The 18,753-nt window shown below is 68.3% G+C and carries 15 protein-coding genes and 1 pseudogene; 3 read left to right on the top strand and 13 right to left on the bottom strand.

The annotated features are described in order from the left end of the window. Nucleotides 1-47: 47 nt before the first annotated feature. A complete protein-coding gene (locus tag ACP99_RS00810; protein ID WP_049984777.1) occupies nucleotides 48-1,457 on the bottom strand; it encodes a class II fumarate hydratase in 1,410 nt (469 codons plus the stop codon). A 123-nt stretch (nucleotides 1,458-1,580) separates the two neighbouring features. Here ACP99_RS00810 and ACP99_RS00805 point away from each other — a divergent pair, with 123 nt between their 5' ends. After that, on the top strand, nucleotides 1,581-3,215 hold the full coding sequence (locus ACP99_RS00805) for a potassium channel family protein (RefSeq protein ID WP_049984776.1): 1,635 nt from the start codon (nucleotides 1,581-1,583) through the stop codon (nucleotides 3,213-3,215). 71 nt (nucleotides 3,216-3,286) lie between these two features. Here ACP99_RS00805 and ACP99_RS00800 read toward each other — a convergent pair whose 3' ends face one another. Together ACP99_RS00800 and ACP99_RS00795 are read right to left on the bottom strand one after the other, a co-directional pair. Beyond that, entirely contained in the window at nucleotides 3,287-3,544 is a 258-nt protein-coding gene (locus tag ACP99_RS00800) for a BolA family protein (RefSeq protein WP_049984775.1), read from the bottom strand. Between the two features lie 264 nt (nucleotides 3,545-3,808). Next, nucleotides 3,809-4,132 carry a hypothetical protein gene (locus tag ACP99_RS00795; protein WP_049984774.1) on the bottom strand — a complete coding sequence of 108 codons (324 nt, stop codon included), beginning with the start codon at nucleotides 4,130-4,132 and terminating at the stop codon, nucleotides 3,809-3,811. 133 nt (nucleotides 4,133-4,265) lie between these two features. On the opposite strand from ACP99_RS00795, the pseudogene ACP99_RS00790 reads away from it, so the two are divergent. Both ACP99_RS00790 and ACP99_RS00785 read left to right on the top strand, forming a co-directional pair. Next, a pseudogene (locus ACP99_RS00790) lies at nucleotides 4,266-5,209 on the top strand (A/G-specific adenine glycosylase). A 78-nt stretch (nucleotides 5,210-5,287) separates the two neighbouring features. After that, nucleotides 5,288-6,316 carry an LLM class flavin-dependent oxidoreductase gene (locus ACP99_RS00785; protein WP_049984773.1) on the top strand — a complete coding sequence of 343 codons (1,029 nt, stop codon included), beginning with the start codon at nucleotides 5,288-5,290 and terminating at the stop codon, nucleotides 6,314-6,316. A 68-nt stretch (nucleotides 6,317-6,384) separates the two neighbouring features. Here the strand turns inward: ACP99_RS00785 and ACP99_RS00780 are convergent, their stop codons facing one another. The 10 genes from ACP99_RS00780 to ACP99_RS00735 form a co-directional block, all read right to left on the bottom strand. After that, nucleotides 6,385-7,755 carry a geranylgeranyl reductase family protein gene (locus tag ACP99_RS00780; RefSeq protein WP_049984772.1) on the bottom strand — a complete coding sequence of 457 codons (1,371 nt, stop codon included), beginning with the start codon at nucleotides 7,753-7,755 and terminating at the stop codon, nucleotides 6,385-6,387. Nucleotides 7,756-7,839: 84 nt separating this feature from the next. After that, a complete protein-coding gene (locus tag ACP99_RS00775) occupies nucleotides 7,840-8,919 on the bottom strand; it encodes an ABC transporter permease (RefSeq protein ID WP_049984771.1) in 1,080 nt (359 codons plus the stop codon). Next, on the bottom strand, nucleotides 8,912-10,144 hold the full coding sequence (locus ACP99_RS00770; protein ID WP_049984770.1) for an ABC transporter permease: 1,233 nt from the start codon (nucleotides 10,142-10,144) through the stop codon (nucleotides 8,912-8,914). The genes ACP99_RS00775 and ACP99_RS00770 overlap by 8 nt, the downstream gene beginning before the upstream one ends. Beyond that, nucleotides 10,141-11,724 (bottom strand): ABC transporter ATP-binding protein, encoded by a 1,584-nt coding sequence (locus ACP99_RS00765; RefSeq protein WP_049984769.1) that lies wholly within the window; start codon nucleotides 11,722-11,724, stop codon nucleotides 10,141-10,143. The genes ACP99_RS00770 and ACP99_RS00765 overlap by 4 nt, the downstream gene beginning before the upstream one ends. Nucleotides 11,725-11,879: 155 nt before the next feature. Further along, entirely contained in the window at nucleotides 11,880-13,019 is a 1,140-nt protein-coding gene (locus tag ACP99_RS00760) for a BMP family lipoprotein (RefSeq protein WP_049984768.1), read from the bottom strand. A 203-nt stretch (nucleotides 13,020-13,222) separates the two neighbouring features. After that, nucleotides 13,223-14,617, bottom strand: coding sequence for a phosphomannomutase (locus ACP99_RS00755; RefSeq protein WP_049984767.1), 1,395 nt, complete (start codon nucleotides 14,615-14,617; stop codon nucleotides 13,223-13,225). Between the two features lie 65 nt (nucleotides 14,618-14,682). After that, nucleotides 14,683-15,606, bottom strand: coding sequence for a sensor histidine kinase (locus ACP99_RS00750; RefSeq protein WP_081927009.1), 924 nt, complete (start codon nucleotides 15,604-15,606; stop codon nucleotides 14,683-14,685). A gap of 79 nt (nucleotides 15,607-15,685) precedes the next feature. Then, entirely contained in the window at nucleotides 15,686-16,510 is an 825-nt protein-coding gene (locus tag ACP99_RS00745; RefSeq protein WP_049984765.1) for a hypothetical protein, read from the bottom strand. 6 nt (nucleotides 16,511-16,516) lie between these two features. Further along, nucleotides 16,517-18,487, bottom strand: coding sequence for a PKD domain-containing protein (locus tag ACP99_RS00740; protein ID WP_049984764.1), 1,971 nt, complete (start codon nucleotides 18,485-18,487; stop codon nucleotides 16,517-16,519). Beyond that, a complete protein-coding gene (locus ACP99_RS00735; protein ID WP_049984763.1) occupies nucleotides 18,484-18,741 on the bottom strand; it encodes a hypothetical protein in 258 nt (85 codons plus the stop codon). Before ACP99_RS00735 ends, ACP99_RS00740 begins: the two co-directional genes overlap by 4 nt. Nucleotides 18,742-18,753: the final 12 nt, after the last annotated feature.

The following is an 18,753-nucleotide window of genomic DNA, read 5'->3' as shown; positions in this document are numbered from 1 at the left end:
CGACTGGTCGTAGGGTGCCCGCGGTCGTCGACCGAGTCGCGACCGCCTCAGTCGTCGCCGAGGATGCCGCGGTGCGTCATCGACTCGGGGTCGAGCACCTCGTCGGCCTCCGACTCGGTGAGATAGCCCTTCTCGACGACGACCTCTCGGACCGTCTTGCCCTCTTTGAGCGCCGTCTTCGCGACCTCGCTGGCCTTGTCGTAGCCGATCGTCGGGTTCAGCGCCGTCGCGAGCGCCATCGAGCGCTCGACCTGCTCCTCGCAGACGTCCTCGTTGGCTTCGAGCTTCGCGACGAAGCGCTCGGCGAAGACCTCGCTTGCGTTCGAGAGCAGTTCGGCCGACTGGAGGAAGTTGTGCGCGAGGATGGGCTTGTAGAGGTTCAGGTCGATCTGCCCCTCGGCCGCGCCCGCGGAGACGGCGGCGTCGTTGCCGACGACCTGTTTGTGGACCTGATTGACCGCCTCGGCGACGACCGGGTTGATCTTCCCGGGCATGATCGAACTGCCGGGCTGGTTCTCGGGCTGTTCGATCTCGCCGAGGCCGTTCCGCGGCCCCGACGCCAAGAGACGGAGGTCGTTCGCTATCTTGTTCAGCGAACCCGCGACGGTGCGGAGCGCGCCGTGGGCTTCGCTCATCGCGTCGTGGGCGGCCTGCGCCTCGAAGTGGCTGTCGGCCGGGCGGAAGTCGAGGCCGGTCTCCGCAGCGATGTAGTCGGCCGCGCGCTCGGGGAACTCGGGGTGCGTGTTGAGCCCGGTTCCGACCGCCGTCCCGCCGAGCGCGAGTTCGCCGAGGTGGTCGCTGACGTTCTCCGCCCGGGTGATCCCCTTCTCGACCTGCGTGCGGTAGGCCCCGAACTCCTGGCCGAGGCGGATCGGCGTCGCGTCCTGCAGGTGCGTCCGTCCGGTCTTGACCACGCCGTCGAACTCGTCTTCTTTCGCCGCGAGCGAGTCCGCGAGCGTTTCGAGCGCCGGAATCAAATCCTTCTGGACGGCTTCGAGCGCCGAGACGTGCATCGCGGTCGGAATCACGTCGTTCGAGGACTGCCCGTAGTTGACGTGGTCGTTCGGGTGGACGACGCGGTCGCCGATCGACTCGCCCATGATCTCGGCGGCGCGGTTGGCGATGACCTCGTTGGCGTTCATGTTCGAGGACGTTCCCGAGCCGGTCTGGAAGACGTCGACGGGGAACTGCTCGTCGTGGTCGCCGGCGATGACCTCGTCTGCGGCCTCGACGATGGCGTCTGCGACCTCGTCGTCGACGAGTCCCAGGTCCCGGTTCGCCTGTGCGGCGGCCTTCTTGACGATCCCGAGCGCCCGGACGAACCGACGGCCGAACGCGATTCCCGAGATCGGGAAGTTCTCGACGGCCCGCTGGGTCTGTGCGCCCCAGTAGGCGTCTCTCGGCACCTGCATCTCTCCGAGGCTGTCCCGCTCGATGCGGTACTCGTCGTCGGACATACCCGAACCGAGGGGAGGCCGCCGCGTAAAACCCGTCGGTTCGGCGCTCGATGCCCGGACGTCCGGGGCTGCGACCGCGGGGAGCCAGACCGTTTAAGCTACTGCGTCGACAGTCGTCGAAGCGTGAGCACGTGGCAACGACGCGTCGTCGGGTACGCCGTCTTCCTCGTCGGGGTGATGCTCCTCACGGCGCTCGGGTACCAGTGGGGGATGCGGGTCTACGAGTCGGACCCGGTCACCTTCCTGCACTCCCTGCAGGTCGTCGTCGAGATGTTCACGACGACCGGATTCGGCGGCGATTCGCCGTGGACGAGCCCCCAGATGAACGCCTTCATCATCGTGATGGACCTCGTCGGGATGGCGCTGTTGATCGGCGCGCTGCCGGTGATGGCGACGCCGTTCCTCGAGGACGCCTTCTCGACGACGATCCCGACTGCCGTCGAGGAAGCACTGTCCGACCACGTCGTGATCTGCACGTACACGCCGCGGGTCGACGCCCTCACCGCCGAACTCGACTCCTACGACGTGCCGTACGTGATCGTCGAACCCGACCGCGAGCAGTCCGCGACGCTCTACGAGGACGGCCACCGCGTGATCCGCGCGGATCCGGAGTCGACTGAGGGGTTACAGAACGCGCGGCTGTCGTCAGCGCGGGCGCTCGTCGCCGACGGCGACGACCAGGTCGACGCGAGCATCGTTCTCGCGGCGAAAGAAGTGGCCGAGGACGTCTCGGTTCTCAGCGTCGTCGAGGAGCCCGACAGAGCGAAGTATCACCGGCTGGCGGGCGCGGATCAGGTGCTATCGCCGCGCTCGCTGCTGGGAGAGAGTCTCGCCGCGAAAGTGACGGCCGCGCTCCGCGCGGAGATCGACGAGTCGGTCGAGGTCGGAAACGACATCGAACTCGCGGAGGTGCCGATCTACCACGGGAGCCGCCTGGTCGGGAGCACCCTCGCCGAGAGCGGGATCAGAGAGCGGACGGGCGTGAACGTGATCGGCGCGTGGTTCCACGGCGAGTTCAACGCCGTGCTCTCGCCGAATGAGACCCTCTCGGCTGGAACGGTGCTGTTCGTCTCGGGGCGTTCGGACCAACTCGACGCGCTCGTCTCGATGACGCAGGCCGGTCTCCGACAGTTCCGCGCGGGAGAGACGATCGTCGTCGGCTACGGCGAGGTCGGCCGGACGGTCACAGGCGCGCTCGACGACGCCGACATCTCCCACACAGTGGTCGATCTAGTGGAGAAAGACGACGTCGACGTCGTCGGCGACGCGACCGAGCCGGAGACGCTGGTGGAGGCGGGGATCGAAGACGCACAGACGATCGTCCTCGCCCTCTCGGACGACACGACCACGGAGTTCGCGACGCTCGTGGCCCGGGATCTGGCACCCGAAACCGAGATCGTCGCCCGCGTCAACGAGAGCGGGAGCGTCCAGAAGACGTTCCGCGCCGGCGGCGACTACGTGCTCTCGCTGGCGACGGTGACGGGACGGATGATCGCCTCGCGGGTCCTCGAAGGCCGAGACGTGCTCTCTTTGAACCAACAGGTCGAGGTCGTCCGGATGCAGGCCCCGGCGATCGTCGGGCAGACGCTCGGCGAGGCCGACGTCCGCGCGAAGGCCGGCGCGACGGTCGTCGCCATCGAGCGGGACGGTGACGTCCTCACGGACGTCGGCCCGCAGACGGAAGTCACCGCCGGCGACCGTCTCGTCGTCGCCGGCACCGACGAGAGCGTCCGGGAGTTCGAGCGGTACTTCGGCTAGCGTCGCGGGAGCGCGCCGAAGCGGTCCGGACCCGTTCGGTGGGCGTCGCTATCGCTTCTCGGTCGACATCGCTACCGCTCGTCGTACTCCTCGGGCGTGAACGTCTTCATCTCGAGGGCGTGGATGTCGGTCGTCATCGCGTCGCCGAGGGCGTCGTACACCAGTTGGTGCTGCTGGACGAGCGTCTTCCCCTCGAACGCGGGCGAGACGACGACGGCGGCGAAGTGGGCGTCCTCGTGGTCCTCGTCGGGGACCCGCGGCAGCGTGACCGTCGCCTCTGCGTCCGGGATCCCCTCCTCGATCAGGCGTTCGACCTCGTCTGTGTCCATACCCGGTATCGGTGGCTCGGGGGAATAAAGCTCACCGCTCTGCGGTTGCGCGTGGACGAACAGTCGGCACACCGCTTACGGTGACGGAGGGTGCCTGCACTCACCCGCGTCACCGCCACTACCTCCCGCGCCGACGTGCCGAACAACCGCGGCGCGACGCGGGGTGCGTCTCAGATCACGGGGGTGCTGGGCCCCCGTTCGTATATAAACGCTCGTCCGATCGTTCGCTAGTTCCGGCTGTTCACCGGTTCCAAGCGTCCGCGCCTACATCTGATAGCGGCGCTCGTCGTCGCGCGCGGGGTACTGGTCCTGACCGGTCATCTCCTCGAACGTCATCCCCGACAGGTACTCGTCGTAGGTGACGTCGTACCCCTGTCGGAGGTGGAAGTCCAGCGTGCCGCGGTCGACGGTCGTCTGGAACAGGAGATGGACGGCGCGCCGCAGCAGTTCGTCGGTGTCGTCGGTGCCGAACGCCGCCGCGAGCATCGCCAGTTCGTGTCGTGTCTCCCGATCGAGCGAGACCGACTGCTCCTCGTCGACGTCGCCGTAGGCCGCCTGCACGTCTTCCGTGAGTTCGTCGAGGCTCATACCTCACCGAATCGGGCGACGCGGGCAAACGACTTTCGTCTCGGCGTCGGCGGCCTTCGGCCAGTCGCCGAAGACGAACGGCACGCGAGCCGCGACCAGAATCCACAAATCCCGGCGGGCCTACGTCTCGGTAATGACCGACGGCGAGGGGCCGAAGTTCGAGGGAGAAGACGTGGCGCTCGACCCGGACGACGTCGACGCCGTCCGCGAGGCCCTGATCTCGTGGTACGAGTCAGACCACCGCGCGTTCCCCTGGCGGGAGACCGACGACCCCTACGAGATCCTCGTCTCGGAGGTGATGAGCCAGCAGACCCAACTCGACCGCGTCATCGACGCGTGGCGCGACTTCCTCGAGGAGTGGCCGACCGCCGCGGACCTGGCGGCCGCCGACCGCGCCGACGTGATCGCCTTCTGGAGCGATCACTCGCTGGGGTACAACAACCGCGCGAAGTACCTCCACGAGGCGGCGGGGCAGGTGATCGAGGAGTACGACGGCGACTTCCCGCGCACGCCCGAGGAACTCTCCGAGTTGATGGGCGTCGGCCCCTACACCGCGAACGCGGTCGCGTCGTTCGCGTTCAACAACGGGGACGCCGTCGTCGACACCAACGTCAAGCGGGTGCTCTACCGCGCCTTCGACGTCGAAGACGACGACGCCGAGTTCGAGCGCGTCGCCGCGGCGCTGATGCCCCCCGGCGAATCCCGCGTCTGGAACAACGCGATTATGGAACTCGGCGGGGTCGCCTGCGGGAAGGCCCCTCGCTGTGACGAGGGGAGCTGTCCGTGGCGCGAGTGGTGTCACGCCTACCAGACCGGCGACTTCACCGCGCCCGACGTGCCCACGCAACCGAGCTTCGAGGGGAGTCGGCGACAGTTCCGGGGTCGGATCGTCCGCTTGCTCGGCGAACACGAGGAGATGGAGCTGGATGCGCTCGGTCACCGGATCCGCGTGGACTATACACCCGACGGAGAGAACGGACGGGAGTGGCTTCGGGGTCTGCTCGCCGACCTCGCGGACGACGGCTCGTCTCGGTTGACGAATCCGAGGACAACCCGTCCGTCTCCCTGCGACGGTAGGTGGTATCTCCCTCGATCGGGTTGGAAGCGACGTTCGGAGAGCCCAACCGTTATGGCTCCCAGCGGCCGAACAAGAATATGAAGCTCTCCGCCGTCGACCTCTCGCCGGTCCCCGCGGGCGGCACCGCGACCGAGGCGTACGCCAACACCGTCGAGGCCGCACAGCAGGCAGAAGCGCTCGGGTTCACCCGCTTTTGGGTCGCCGAGCACCACGGGATGGGCGACGTCCTCGCGGGGACGACACCCGAAGTCCTCCTCGGCCACCTGGCCGCCGAGACCGACTCGATCCGACTGGGGTCTGGCGCGGTGCTTCTCAACCACTACAGCCCGTTCAAGGTCGCAGAGCAGTTCGGGTCGCTCGACGCGCTCGCGCCCGGCCGCATCGACGCCGGGCTGGGTCGGGCGAACGGCTCTCCGGCGTCCGATCGGGCGCTCGGGACCGACCGACACGCGGACGATCCCGACGGCGACCACCGCGAGAAGATCGAGGCCGTCGTCTCGCATCTCTACGACGACTTCCCGGACGAACACGCCTACAGCGATCTCACGATCCCCCGATCGGACGCGGAGCCGCCCGTCCCGTGGGTGTTGGGATCGAGCCCGTCGAGCGCGAGGATCGCGGGCGAACTCGGCCTGCGGTACTGCTTCGCGGCGTTCATCCGTCCGCAGTTCGCCGTTCCCGCCTTCGAGGAGTACCGCGAGGCGTTCGAGGCGTCGTCCCGTCCGGGCGGGCTCAACGAACCGGCGGGAATCGTCGCCCTCAACGCGATCTGCGCGGACACCGACGAGGAGGCCGCGCGGCTCCGGGCGGTCGCGGAGGCCTCCTATCAACGGCTCCGACGCGGCGAGGTAGGAACTCGCCCATCCGTCGAGGAGGCGATCGACGAACTCGGCGGCGTTCCGGAGCCCACGCCGGCGACCTTAGACGACGACGAGTGGCCGCGCGCGATCTCTGGCAGTCCGGAGACGCTGGCGGGGCTACTCGAACAGCTCTCCGACCGCATCGGCGTCGACGAGGTGATGCTCCAGCACGTCGTCAGCGAGCCGGAGACGGGGCTCCGATCGCACGAACTTCTCGCCGACGCGGTGGACCTCGATCCGCAGTGAAAAGCGATCGAAACCGACTATAACGTAACAGAGAGACCGGCCGTCGGGCCCGAAGCCGAACCTCGCGGTCAGTACTTCGGATCCGCGCCGGTGACCGCGTAGATGTCGTCCATCAGGTCGTCGCGCTGCTCCTGCCAGACGTCGAGCGCCTCCGGACGGCCCGGGTAGCGCGCGTAGTGCTCCATCAGGTCGTCCGCGAGACGCTTCGTCTTGTAGAAGTTGAGGATCTGTCCCCAGTAGCCGAAGGAGTCCTTCGCGGTCTTCGCGACGAGCGCCGGCCCGAAGGAGGTGGTCCCCGAGTACAGCGCCTCCGCGAGTTTCTCGCCCGGGAGCGAGGCCAGAAGGCCCATCAGGTCGTCGACGTCGACGGCGGTCGAGAGGACGTTGTACACGTCGAGACCGGCGTACCGACCGCCGAAGTGGTCCATCACGCGCTCGTTGTAGCGCCACAGCGACTCCTCGCTGACGTCGCCGTCGCCGATGGCGTGGACGATCTGCTGGCCGGCGTAGGTGCCCGCGTAGGCGGCCCCGGCGATGCCGCCGCCGGTGGTGGGGTTGACGTGGCCGGCGGCGTCACCGACGGCGACGAAGCCGTCCGCGACCGCCGAGTCGTACGGACGGCGCGTCGGCAGCGCCGCGCCGAGTTTGTCTTTGACCTCCGCGCCCTCGAACTCGGGGCGGTTTCGCAGGTCCCGCTTGAGGTCCTCGACGAGCTTCATCGGCTCCTCGTTCATCTGGAAGCCGAGCCCGGCGTTGATCGTCGTCTCCGTGCGCGGGAAGTACCAGAGGTAGCCCGCCGCGCGCTCGGTCGGTTTGAACACCAGCGCGTCGTCCCACTCGACCGGCTCGGGGACCTCGACGATCTCCCGGTACGCCGAGCAGAACTGCGAGTAGGAGACGTTCGTGTCGAACGTGGCGTTCGAGAAGTCCGTCTTGTCCTGCAGGATCGACAGCGAGCCCGCGCCGTCGACGACGACCTCGGCCTCGAACTCGACGACCTCGCCGTTCGACTTGCCGCGGACGCCCGTGACGGTGCCGTCGTCGTCCTGCACGACGTCCTGCACGACGGTGTCGTAGTGGAAGTCGGTGCCCGCCTTCTCCGCACCCTCGATTATGAGTCGACCGTACTCCCAGCGGTCGATGACCGCCAACTCGCCCGGCACGGGGATGTCGAGGACCGTGTCCTCCTGGGGAATCTCGAAGCGGCCGTGATCGACGTCCGTGTTCGTGAACGCGCCCTCGATCTGGGACTTCGGGATCGCTTCCGGGAAGGCGTCAGCGCCCTTCAGCGCGTCGCCACAGGCGATGTGTCCCGCCTCTTCGGCGGATTTTCGTTCGACGATCGCGACGTCGAGGCCCTCGCGGGCGACGGTGGCCGCGGCGTAGCAGCCCGCCGTTCCCGCACCGACGACGACGACGTCGTACTCCTGGGTACTCATCGTTCCGACTCTCGCGTGCGTGCGGAAAACTCTTTATCTGTCGGTCGGCACAGCCGGAATCCGTTCGGAGCCGCCGCGAGGCGATTACTCCTCGCCGGACTCGTAGTGGTCGCCCGCGGCCTCGGGAATCCGCGTGCGCCCGACGAGCGCGAGGACGACGATCACGACGACGAACGGGGTGATGCGAATGAGCTGTCGGGGGACGCCGATCCCCTGCAACTGGAGGTACGTCTGCATCGCGTCGAGCCCGGCGAAAAGCAGCGTCGAGAGGAACGCCCCGACCGGGTTGTAGTTGCCGAACAGGTACGCGACGATGGCGATGAATCCCTTGCCGTTGACCATCGTCGGGCCGTTGCCGGTGAACTGCCCGAGGTCCAGCGAGAGCGCCGCCCCTCCCATCCCGGAGAGCACGCCCGAGATGAGTACCGCGGCGTATCTGACGCGCGTGACGCTCACGCCGGCGGTGTCGAGCGCCTTCGGGTTCTCGCCGCTGGCGCGGACCCAGCGGCCGAACGTGGTCCGCTCGAAGACGTACCAGGAGAGCCCCACCGCGAGGAACAGCAGGTACACCGACGGGGACGCCGAGAACAGCGCGCCGAAGAACGGGATGTCGGCCAGCACCGGCACCGAGATCGCGCCGGGCGTCGCGACCGTCGGCGTGTTGGGACCGCCGAAGATGACCTGCGAGGCGAACGGCGCGAGTCCGAGCGCGATGAGCCAGACGGCGAGCCCCGCGATGATCTGATCCGCGCGGAACTCGATCGTGACGACCGCGAAGAGCAGCGCGAGGAGCACGCTAGCGACGACGCCGCCGCCGAAGCCGATCCAGACGTTCCCCGTGAGATAGGTGACGTAGATCGCGGTGAACGCCGAGATGATGAGCAGCCCTTCGAGCCCGATGTTGATGACGCCGGACTTCTCCGAGAAGATGCCGCCGAGCGCCGCGAACGCGATCGGTACCGAGAGTCGAAGCGCCGCCGAGAGCGTGTTCCGACTGGTGAGCACGTCCGCGAAGGTCCCGAGGATGGTGTCGGGGAACAACCACCCGCCGACGAGAAACAGCGCGAGCGCGGCGAGGGTGACGCCGGCGACGAGCACGCGCGAGGAGTAGCGTTCCAGCACGCTCTCGTCGGCGTCGGCCGAGCCGGCCGTCGCCTCACTCATCGGACTCACCTCCCGGCCGGCCGCCGTCGGTGGCGACGGCCTTCTCTCCCGCGTCTGTCACCCGCTTTCCGATCAGCCGGAAGAACTCCGGCATCGCGACGAAGAGGATGATGAGCCCCCGCAGGACGCCGACGAGTTGCGGCGGGACGTCGGTCGCGAACTGCACGACCGTCGTCCCGCTCTTGAGGACGCCGAAGAGCAGCGCCGCGACGCCGACGCCGATCGGGTTGTTGCCGGCGAGGATCGAGACGGTGATGCCGTCGAAGCCGTAGTCGGGAACCCCCGTCTGGAACGTCCCGAGGACCATCATCACGTACATCGCGCCGGCGATACCGCCGAGCGCGCCCGAGAGGGTCAGACTCGACACGATCGTCTTGGCGGCGTCGACGCCGCCGTACTCCGCCGCGTCTGGCTGGATTCCGCTCGTCCGGACGTCGTAGCCGAAGGCCGTGTGTTCGAGGAGGTAGTACAGCCCGCCGATGGCGACGAGTCCGAAGGCGAGCGCGATCAGCGAGAAGTCCTGCCGGCCGCCGAAGAGCACGGCCGGGAACTGCGCGTACTCCGGCAGCGGAACCGTCTGGTTCGCCGGACTGTTCGGGTCCTTGAACACGCCGCTGACGAGATACAGCGTGACCCCGGTCGCGATGAAGTTGAGCATGATGGTCGTGATGACCTCGTTGGCGTCCGCGTAGGCCTTGAGCAGGCCGGGGATCGCGCCGTAGAGCCCGCCGAAGACCGCGCCGACGAGGATGCCGAACGGGATCAGGAGTACCGTGCCGACGACCCCGGAGACCAGCGGCGACACCCAGAGGACGCCGAGGGCGGTCGCGAGCGCGCCGACGACCATCTGGCCCTGCGTGCCGATGTTGAAGATGCCCGCGCGGAACGCCAGCGCGACCGACAGCCCCGTAAAGAGCAGCAGCGTCGTCTCGCGCAGCGTAATCGAGAACTGCCCACCGGGCGACCAGCCGCCGCTGAAGGGGTCGCCGAGCGCGCCCAGGAACAGCCGATCGAACACGAGGACGGGATCGTAACAGAACCCGGTCCCGAAGTAATAGACCGCCTCGTTCGCCGTACACGCCGTCATCCGACCGGCGACGAGCACGAGCACGGCCCCGACGAGGATCGAGAGCACGAGCGCGGCCGTGCTGATCAGGATCCGTTCGGTCGCCGACGCGATCGCGAGCCGTTCGAGGACGTCGCGAGCGCGGTCGCGGACGCTCACGCGCGCTCACCCCCGGCGGACGCGCCGACGTCCCGCTCGGTCTCGGCTGTCGCGGTCGAATCCGCGTCGGGCCGCTCGCCGGCCATCAGCAGCCCGAGTTCCTCTTCGGTCGTCGCCGTCGGGTCGACGACGTCCATAAACTCGCCCTCGTACATCACGGCGAGTCGGTCCGAAAGGCCCTGGACCTCCTCGAGTTTCGAGGAGACGAGCAGGACCGCGACGCCCTCCTTCCGGAGCTCCAACAGCCGCTCGTGGATGAACTCGATCGATCCGACGTCGACCCCGCGGGTCGGGTGCGCGGCGACGACGAGTTCGGGGTCGCGCTCGAACTCGCGGCCCACGATGAACTTCTGCTGGTTCCCGCCGGAGAGCGACTCGGAGGTCGAATCGGCGTTCGGCGGTCGAACGTCGTACTCGTCGATGATCGACTCGGCGTGCTCGCGGGTGTGCGGCCAGTCGATGCGGCCGTTCGGTCCGAACTCGGCGGTGTGTTGGCTCCCGAGGATCGCGTTCTCGACGAGGTCGAAGTCCATCACGAGGCCGCGGTCCTGTCTGTCCTCGGGGATGTACGCCATCCCGTCGTCGATCCGGCTGCGGCGGGAGTCGTCGGTGACGTCTCGGCCGAGGAACTCGATGCGGCCGCCGTCCGGCGTCGAAAGCCCCGTCAGGGCCTCGATGAGCTCCGATTGGCCGTTGCCGTCGACGCCCGCGATGCCGAACACCTCTCCAGCTCTCACCTCGAAGCCGACCCCGTCGACGGCGCGGACGCCGCGTTCGTCCTCGACGACCAGATCGGACGCGGCGGCGACGACGTCGCCGGTTTCCGCTGGCGGCTTGTCGACATCCAAGAGCACCTCGCGACCGACCATCAGCTCTGCGAGCCCCTCGCGCGTCGTCTCAGCGGCATCGACGGTTCCGACGTTGCGGCCGTCGCGGAGCACCGTGATCTCGTCGGCCGCGCGCATCGCCTCGCCCAGCTTGTGCGTGATGAAGATGATCGTCTTGCCCTGGGCGGTCAGCTCTTCGAGCACCTCGAACAGCTCTTCGACCTCCTGCGGCGTGAGCACGGCCGTCGGCTCGTCGAGGATGAGCACGTCGGCCCCGCGGTAGAGCGCCTTCAGGATCTCGACGCGCTGCTGTTCGCCGACTGAGACGTCCTCGATCCGCGCGTCGGGATCGACGTCGAACCCGTAGCGTTCCGAGAGGTCGACGACCGCCGACCGCGCCGCCTCCCGATCGACCGCGAGCCCGCCCCACTTTTTGGGCTCGTTGCCGAGCGTGATGTTCTCCGTGACCGTCATCGGATCGACCAACATGAAGTGCTGGTGGATCATCCCGATCCCGGCGTCGATGGCGTCCCGCGGCGACTCGAAGGAGCGCTCAGCGCCGTCGACGAGGACGCGGCCAGCAGTCGGATCGTAGAGGCCGTAGAGAACGTTCATCAGCGTCGTCTTTCCCGCACCGTTCTCACCGAGGAGAGCGTGTACAGTCCCGCGCTCGACGGCGAGGTCCACGTTGTCGTTGGCGACGACACCCGGGAACCGTTTGGTGATCCCGTCGAGGTGGACGGCTGTATCCATAGATCTGTCTCTCCCTTGGTCGGGGGATCAACGAATAGGTTTGGATATCGCGTCGCTGAGTCGTCACTCGGCTGTCGAGACTCCGCGAGTCGGTGAAGAAACGCTGACCGAATGGGCGTTCCGAGCGCGACGGTCGGCCAGTCGCGCGGACCGCGTTACTCCGGCGAGTCCGGGACGTCGATGTCGCCCGCGATGATCTCCTCGCGGGCGGTCGCGACTTCCTCGGCGACGTCGTCGGGGATCTCCGAGCCGAGCTGATCGCCCCAGACGAGTTCGACGCCGTTCTGGTCGAGGCCGAGTTCGATGATGTCGCCGCCCTCGAAGTCGCCCTCGACGACCGACTCGATGGAGTTGTAGACGGCCGTGTCGACGCGCTTGACCATACTCGCGAGGATGACGTCGCTGTAGGAGGGCTTCGTCACCGACTGGTCGCGGTCGACGCCGATGGCGAACTTCTCCTGCTCCTGCGCCGCCTGGAAGACGCCGGTCCCGGTGTTACCGGCCGCGTGGTAGACGATGTCAGCGCCGCTGTTGTACATCGCGGTGGCCGCCTCCTTCCCCGCGGCGGGGTCGTTGAAGCTGCCCGTGTAGTTCGTGCTGACGTCGACGTCGTCGCTTCCGGCCTGCGCGCCGGCGACGAAGCCGGCCTCGAACTTCTGGATCAGGTCGGACTCGACGCCGCCGACGAATCCGAGGTTCGTCGAGTCGCCCGCCGTCGACCCCGCACCGGCCGAGAAGTCCCGCGTCGTGAGCAGGCTGGCCATCAGTCCCGCGAGGTACGAGCCCTCGTGTTCGGCGAACACGTAGTTGTCGACGTTCGACGCTTCGACCACGGAGTCGACGAGCATGAAGTTCTGGTCGGGGTACGACTCCGCGTTCTCCGAGAGCGCGTCCGTCTGCAGGAAGCCGATACAGCAGACGAGGTCGTAGTTCGGATCAGTCGACTCGGCGAACTGCTGCTGGAAGGAGCTGAACTGCGAGACCTCGTCGGGCTGGGCCTCGTTGAACGAGATGCCCAGTTCCTCCTCGGCCTGCAGCGCGCCCTGCTGGGCCTGGTCGTTGAACGACCCGTCGCCGAGGCCGCCCGTCGCGTAGACCATGCCGACGTTGGCCGCCGGGCCGCTGCTCCCGGCCGTGGTCGTCTCGTCGCTCCCGGAGTCGCCGGAGCCGTCGCCGCTCGAATCGCCGGAGCTGTCGCCGGATCCGTCGCCGCCGCCGGTGGGGCCCCCACTGCAGCCCGCCAGTCCGGCAATTCCCGCGACACCCGTCGCCTTCACGAAGGTACGTCTATCCATAGCTGTGGACACCTATAGAACAGTGGGTAGGGAGATGTGCATAAAATCGTCGCTTCGAGCCGTGCACTCCAGTTACTGCCTCCGAAAAGTGGACAGGCATCCGATAGGGGTCGATGGTGGGGCGATCGAGCCCCTCGCGCCGTTCGGTCCACGGCCGTCGGCGGAGCCCGCAGTCGCAGACGGAGACAGACGCGGGACGATGGTCAGTCTTGGACGGCCGCGACCGCCGCCTCGACGACGTCCGTCACTTCGGCGACGAACGCGTCGACGTCGTCGGACTCGGCGTAGACGCGGACGTACGGCTCCGTTCCGGAGGGTCGAACCAGCGTCCACGAGCCGTCCTCGAACTCCAGTCGGACGCCGTACTCGGTGTCGACGCCCGCGTCCGGGTAGGCCTCGGGAAGCGTCCTCGCCAGTCGCTCCATCGCCTCGCCCTTCCGATCGTCCGGGCACTCGACGCTCACCTTTCGATACGGCCGCTCGGTGACCGGCGCTCGAAGCCCGTCGAGCCCCTCGCTCGCGACGAGTCGGGTCAGCACGGCCGCCGAGGCGATGCCGTCGATCCAGCCGCCGTGGGCGGGGTGGACGTGCTTCCACGGCTCGGCGGCGAAGACGACGTCGCCGCCGCCCGCTCGCGCCGAGGCGATGCCCTCGTGCAGCGCGCCGAGGCGAACGCGCTCGACGCGACCGCCCGCGTCGCGAACGCGCTCGTCGATCCGTCCCGAGGCGTTCGGCGTCGTGACGACCACCGGGTCGTCGGTCTCGGACGCGCGGACGAAGTGAGACGCGAGGATCGCGACGACGGTGTCCTCGTGGACGACGTCGCCGTCGGCGTCGACGACGACGATGCGGTCGGCGTCGCCGTCGTGCCCGATTCCGAACTCGAACGCGCCGTCGGCGACGAACGCCCGGAGGTCCGCCAGCGTCTCCGGCGTCGGCTTCGACTCCCGACCGGGGAAGTGGCCGTCCACCTGTCCGTTGAGCGTGACCACGCGCGCGCCGAGTTCGCGGAGGACCTGCGGCGTCCCGAGCGCGCCCATCCCGTTGCCGAGGTCGACGGCGACGTCCAGCCCCGTCGCGTCCGCGCCGTGGGACTCGGCGTAGTCGACGACCGACGCGCGGTACGGCGAGAGCACGTCGAGCGACTCTGCCGCCCCCCACGCGTCCCAGCGGACAGGGCCGTCCCCTGCTTCGACCCGGCGTTCGACGCCCCGCTCTCGCTCGCGGTCGTACTCCTCGCCGTCGACGAACACCTTGATCCCGTTGTCCGTCGGGGGATTGTGCGAGGCGGTGAGCATCACCCCGAATCGGCCCTGCGAGGCGAACGCCAGCGCCGGCGTGGGCACGACGCCGACGCGGCGGACGTCAGCGCCAGCGGATTCGACCCCCGCCTCGACCGCCGCCGCGAGCGCCGGTCCCGTCGTCCGCCCGTCCCGGCCGACGACGACAGCGGCGCCGGCGTCGCTGTCCCCTGCGGCGCCCGTCCCCGCGGATTCGACGGCGTCAGCGCCCACCGCCCGTCCGACGGCGAGCGCGAGTTCCGGCGTCACCCGTTCGCGGGCCGAGCCGCGGATCCCGGCGGTTCCGAAGAGTTCCATACGCTCTGTCCCCCCTCGATCACCTATAAACTCACGCTTACGCGGCGGCCGACGCCGAATCGGAGTCAGTTCGCCGAGGCCCTCGGAAGCGTGATCCGGGCGACGGAGCCGCGAGGCTCGTTGTCGACGAACCGGATCTCGCCGCCGGACTCGACGACCGCCGCCCGCGCGACCCAGAGGCCGATGCCCTGGGAGTGAAACAGCGGCTTCTCCTCTCCCTCCTCGACGACCGCCCGTTCGATGTCGGGGATCCCCGGGCCGTTGTCCGCGATGTCGAGGTCGACCGTCTCGTCGGTCTCCGAACCCATCGAGACGCGGATCGTCGGTCGCTCGGCGTCGTTGTGTTTGATCGCGTTCTCGAACAGTTCGTCGACAGCGTCGGCAAAGCGGGCGTGGGCGCGAACGAGGCACTCCTCCGGGAGATCCACCTCGAAGTCGACGTCCGAATCCGGGTGTTCGGACTCGAACGCGCGGACCCGGGCGTCGATGAGCGACGGGAGATCGACGGACTGGACCGAGTCGCTGTCGTCGAGAACGATATCGCGGAGCAGGTACGATTTCTCGCTCAACCGCACCAGTTCGTCGACGTGCGTCTCGATGATCGTTGCGACTTCCTCGTTCTCGCCGTCTCCGCGCTGTTTCAGGACCTCGACGTATCCCTTCACGACGTTACAGGAGTTCCGCAGGTTGTGCCGGAGGATCCGGTGCAGGATCGAGATCTGCTGGAGCGCCCGCTCCAACTGGTCGTTCTGTTCGGCCAATTCGGCCTCGCGCCGGGAGATGAGGACGTAGATCAGCCCCGAGGTGACCCCGACGAACGCCCAGCCCTTTCCGGTTTGCAACTGGGTGTAGAGGGCGGGGTCGGCGACCATTGCCGCCAGCAATCGATCGGAGAACAGGATCCAAGCGGCGCTCACCACGGCGTAGATGATCGTGATCCCGCGTGCCGACGACACCCCTAATCCGGATCGGATGTCGTCGGAAGTCATATGCGGCTATTGTACTACGAGGTGATAAAACCGGACATCCGAACGGTCCCCGAAAGAAGACGAAGAGGGGCAGACGCCTTCAACGGAAGCGGTAGATCACGATCGCACCGATCGCGACTACGCCGAGTGCGCCGACAGGACCGTATTGGGCCAACGGTCCACCCCCGAGCGAGGTTTCGATCCCGCCATCGCCAACGACGTTGCCGGGTGTGGGCTCCCCGGTGTCGACGGTCTTCGTCTCTCCCGACTCGTCGGCGGTCGGCGCGTCTGTATCGTCGTTCTCACCGTCATCACCGGGTGGTTCACCGGACAGCGACTCCGCACTGTCGGACTCTCCGGACGACGACGCGCCCGCATCCGACCCGTCGGACGAGCGACTCGATCCGTCCGACCCGCTGCCGTCGGACCCGTCGGCGACCGTCACCGTGGGACGCTCGATTCCGGCGACGGTGTAGGCGTTTCCGCCTTCGTCGCCGAGCGCACGCGCGTTCACGTCGATTGCAGTCTGACCGGAAGCCTCGCCGCGGAGGACGAGGGTGAGGATCGTCACGCGCCCGGTGTCCTCGGTGTCCGCGAGAGCCGCGCTTATCTCGACGCCGTCGTCGTGGTCGGTCACGTTTTCGAGCCGGGGATCGCCGTGGATCGTCACGTCGGCGACGGTGGCGACCTCGGGGTCCGACAGCGTGACAGACGCGTTGATCGCGCCGACGCCGCCGTCGGCGCTCTCGACGACGACGTCGACTTCCGTCGTGTCTCCGGGCGCTACGTTGTCTGTGTGCGGGGCGACGCCGAGGTCAGTCGTGTCGGCGGCGGCCGCGACGCCGACCGCCGCGGCGAGGAGCACGACGAGTGCGAGTGCGCACGCCGCACAGCGACTGCGAGACCGGGTCGTGGTCGCGGCCATCGTCGATCAGGCGACCTCCTCGTAGTAGAGGCTCTGCACGTCGAGGATGTCGAACTCGCCGTCGCCGTTGAAGTCGAACGCGTCGGGCGAGCCCTGCACGACGTCGCCGTTCCGCTCGGCGAACAGGAGTTGGACGTCCAGCTCGTCGACGGTGCCGTCGCCGTTGACGTCCTCGTAGACGCCGTCGTCGTCGAGGTCCTGGGCGGGCTGGTCGGACGCGCCGACGACGAGCTCGGAGACGGTCAGCGTCGCGCCGTTGGTCTCCGTGACCTCGTACGCGTCGCCGGATTCGGTGCCGAGGCTGGACACGTCGAGCGCGAGATCGGTCGTGCCGTCGGCTTCGCCGTCGACAGTCACTGTCGCGACGGTCACGGGACCGGTGTCGTCGGTGTCGAGCAGTGCCACGTCGGCGCTCGCCGAACTCCCGTCCCCGGCGACTTCGACGTCCGAGAGCGCGCCGTCGTCGACAGAGAGGTCGGTGATCGCCGCGGCCGACGCGTCGTCGACGGAGACGCCGAGGCTGTACGCGCCGACGCCGCCGTCGGCGTTCTCGACGACCACGTCGAACGTGGTCGAGCCGTTCACGGCGACGAGGTCTTCGTCGGGCGACAGCGACACCGCCGTCGACTGCTCGGGACCGGGCTCCGACGGCGCAGCGACCGTCACCGTCTCGGTGGCCGTGTCGGTCGCGCCGTCGTCGTCGGTGACGGTCAGTTCGACCGTGTAGTCGCCGGCAGTTTCGTACGAGTGCGTGGCCGTCTCACCGGTCGCCGTCTCGCCGTCGCCGAAGTCCCACTCGTAGGAGGCGATCGAGCCGTCCGCGTCGCTCGACGCCGCCGCGTCGAAGGTCACCGTCTCGTCCGTCTCCGGATCTGCGGGGGAGACGTCGAACGCAGCGGACGGGGGCTGGTTGTCCGGCGGCGCTTCGTTCACGGTGAGCGTCGCGCTCGCGCTGTCGTCGTCGGTCGAGAGCGTCACGTCGTGATCGCCCACCGAGAGGCCGCTGGTGTCGACGTCGAAGCTCACCTGCTGGCTCGAGTCGCCGTCGATCGTGACGGACTGACTGTCGACCTCGCTGCCGTCGACGTCGAGCGCGACAGTCTGCGTGCCGGACTCGCCGCCGACGTTCTCGACCGTCGCCGTCACCGCGGCGTCGGTCCCCTGTTCGACCGGCGACTCCACGTCGAGTGCCGACAGCTGGAACTCCGCCGGATCGGGCTGCGGCGCCTGGCTGACCGTTATCGTCTCGGTGGCCGTGTCGGTCGCGCCGTCGTCGTCGATAACTGTCAGTTCCACGGTGTAGTCGTCGGCCGAGTCGTACGTGTGCGCGGCCGTGGGCGAGGATCCGGTCGCATCGACCGTTCCGTCGCCGTCGAAGTCCCACTCGTAGCTCACGATCGAGCCGTCTGCGTCGCTGGAGCCGGAGGCGTCGAGGCTGACTTCCTCACCGACGTCTGGCGAGGCGGGACTCACATCGAACGAGGCCGAGGGGGCCTGGTTCTGGTCGGGCGCTTCGACGGTGATCGTCGTCGAGTCCGTCTCGGCCGTTCGCTCGCCGCCGGGGGCGAGAGCCGACCCCTCGACGCCGACCGCGTAGTCTCCGGGGTCGGCGTCGTCGGGGACGCTCACGGTGTACTCGACGGTGTAACTCACGTCGACGCCGTCGTCGTCGCCGGCGAGCCACGTCCACGTGCCGTCGTTGTACGCCACCGGGCCGTCGGCCGACTGCGATTCGATCTCCCAGCCGTCGGGGATCGTCGACTGCAACTGCGGGGCGTTGAGTTCGGAAACGGCTAACTCGGTCGTGAAGGTGACCGTGTCACCGGGTGAGACTGTCGTGCTGTCTGCGGACTGCTGGACTGACACGCTCGGGTCCGCCGCCACCGTCCCCACCGGTCCGAAGACCGAGAGGACGATCGAGACGGCCACGAGCGCGGCGATGGTCTGTCTGAGATATCTGGGTACTGTGTCGTTCATCGGTTGCTGGTGTGTCGTGTGATTCGCTGTTGTCGCTGGATCGGTCGTCGCTCGATTCGTACGCCCCACGGCGACGTGGCCGGCGCGCGTCGGCGTCGGTGGTTACCCCCGAACGCGATCGGCCGCCGTCGCGGAGCGGTGTTCGCAGGAGTCGTCTCGTCGACTGGCCGCGCGTTCGCCTCGCCGTCGCTCTCGGTGCCGACTTCGGGAGTCGGCCGCGAGCAGGCGGCGGCGAACGGCGGACCGTCGATCATCGTCGATCGCCC

This window comes from Halobellus rufus, assembly GCF_000739575.1.
Taxonomy (GTDB): domain Archaea; phylum Halobacteriota; class Halobacteria; order Halobacteriales; family Haloferacaceae; genus Haloquadratum; species Haloquadratum rufum.
This window is presented reverse-complemented; position numbering and strand designations above follow the sequence as displayed.

Bases quoted from the DNA above. Each gene is read 5' to 3' on its own strand.
- ACP99_RS00745 (WP_049984765.1), bottom strand. From the start codon at position 16,510: ATGGCCGCGACCACGACCCGGTCTCGCAGTCGCTGTGCGGCGTGCGCA.
- ACP99_RS00755 (WP_049984767.1), bottom strand. From the start codon at position 14,617: ATGGAACTCTTCGGAACCGCCGGGATCCGCGGCTCGGCCCGCGAACGG.
- ACP99_RS00800 (WP_049984775.1), bottom strand. From the start codon at position 3,544: ATGGACACAGACGAGGTCGAACGCCTGATCGAGGAGGGGATCCCGGAC.
- ACP99_RS00810 (WP_049984777.1), bottom strand. From the start codon at position 1,457: ATGTCCGACGACGAGTACCGCATCGAGCGGGACAGCCTCGGAGAGATG.
- ACP99_RS00765 (WP_049984769.1), bottom strand. From the start codon at position 11,724: ATGGATACAGCCGTCCACCTCGACGGGATCACCAAACGGTTCCCGGGT.
- ACP99_RS00785 (WP_049984773.1), top strand. From the start codon at position 5,288: ATGAAGCTCTCCGCCGTCGACCTCTCGCCGGTCCCCGCGGGCGGCACC.
- ACP99_RS00740 (WP_049984764.1), bottom strand. From the start codon at position 18,487: ATGAACGACACAGTACCCAGATATCTCAGACAGACCATCGCCGCGCTC.
- ACP99_RS00750 (WP_081927009.1), bottom strand. From the start codon at position 15,606: ATGACTTCCGACGACATCCGATCCGGATTAGGGGTGTCGTCGGCACGC.
- ACP99_RS00795 (WP_049984774.1), bottom strand. From the start codon at position 4,132: ATGAGCCTCGACGAACTCACGGAAGACGTGCAGGCGGCCTACGGCGAC.
- ACP99_RS00780 (WP_049984772.1), bottom strand. From the start codon at position 7,755: ATGAGTACCCAGGAGTACGACGTCGTCGTCGTCGGTGCGGGAACGGCG.
- ACP99_RS00735 (WP_049984763.1), bottom strand. From the start codon at position 18,741: ATGATCGACGGTCCGCCGTTCGCCGCCGCCTGCTCGCGGCCGACTCCC.
- ACP99_RS00760 (WP_049984768.1), bottom strand. From the start codon at position 13,019: ATGGATAGACGTACCTTCGTGAAGGCGACGGGTGTCGCGGGAATTGCC.
- ACP99_RS00775 (WP_049984771.1), bottom strand. From the start codon at position 8,919: ATGAGTGAGGCGACGGCCGGCTCGGCCGACGCCGACGAGAGCGTGCTG.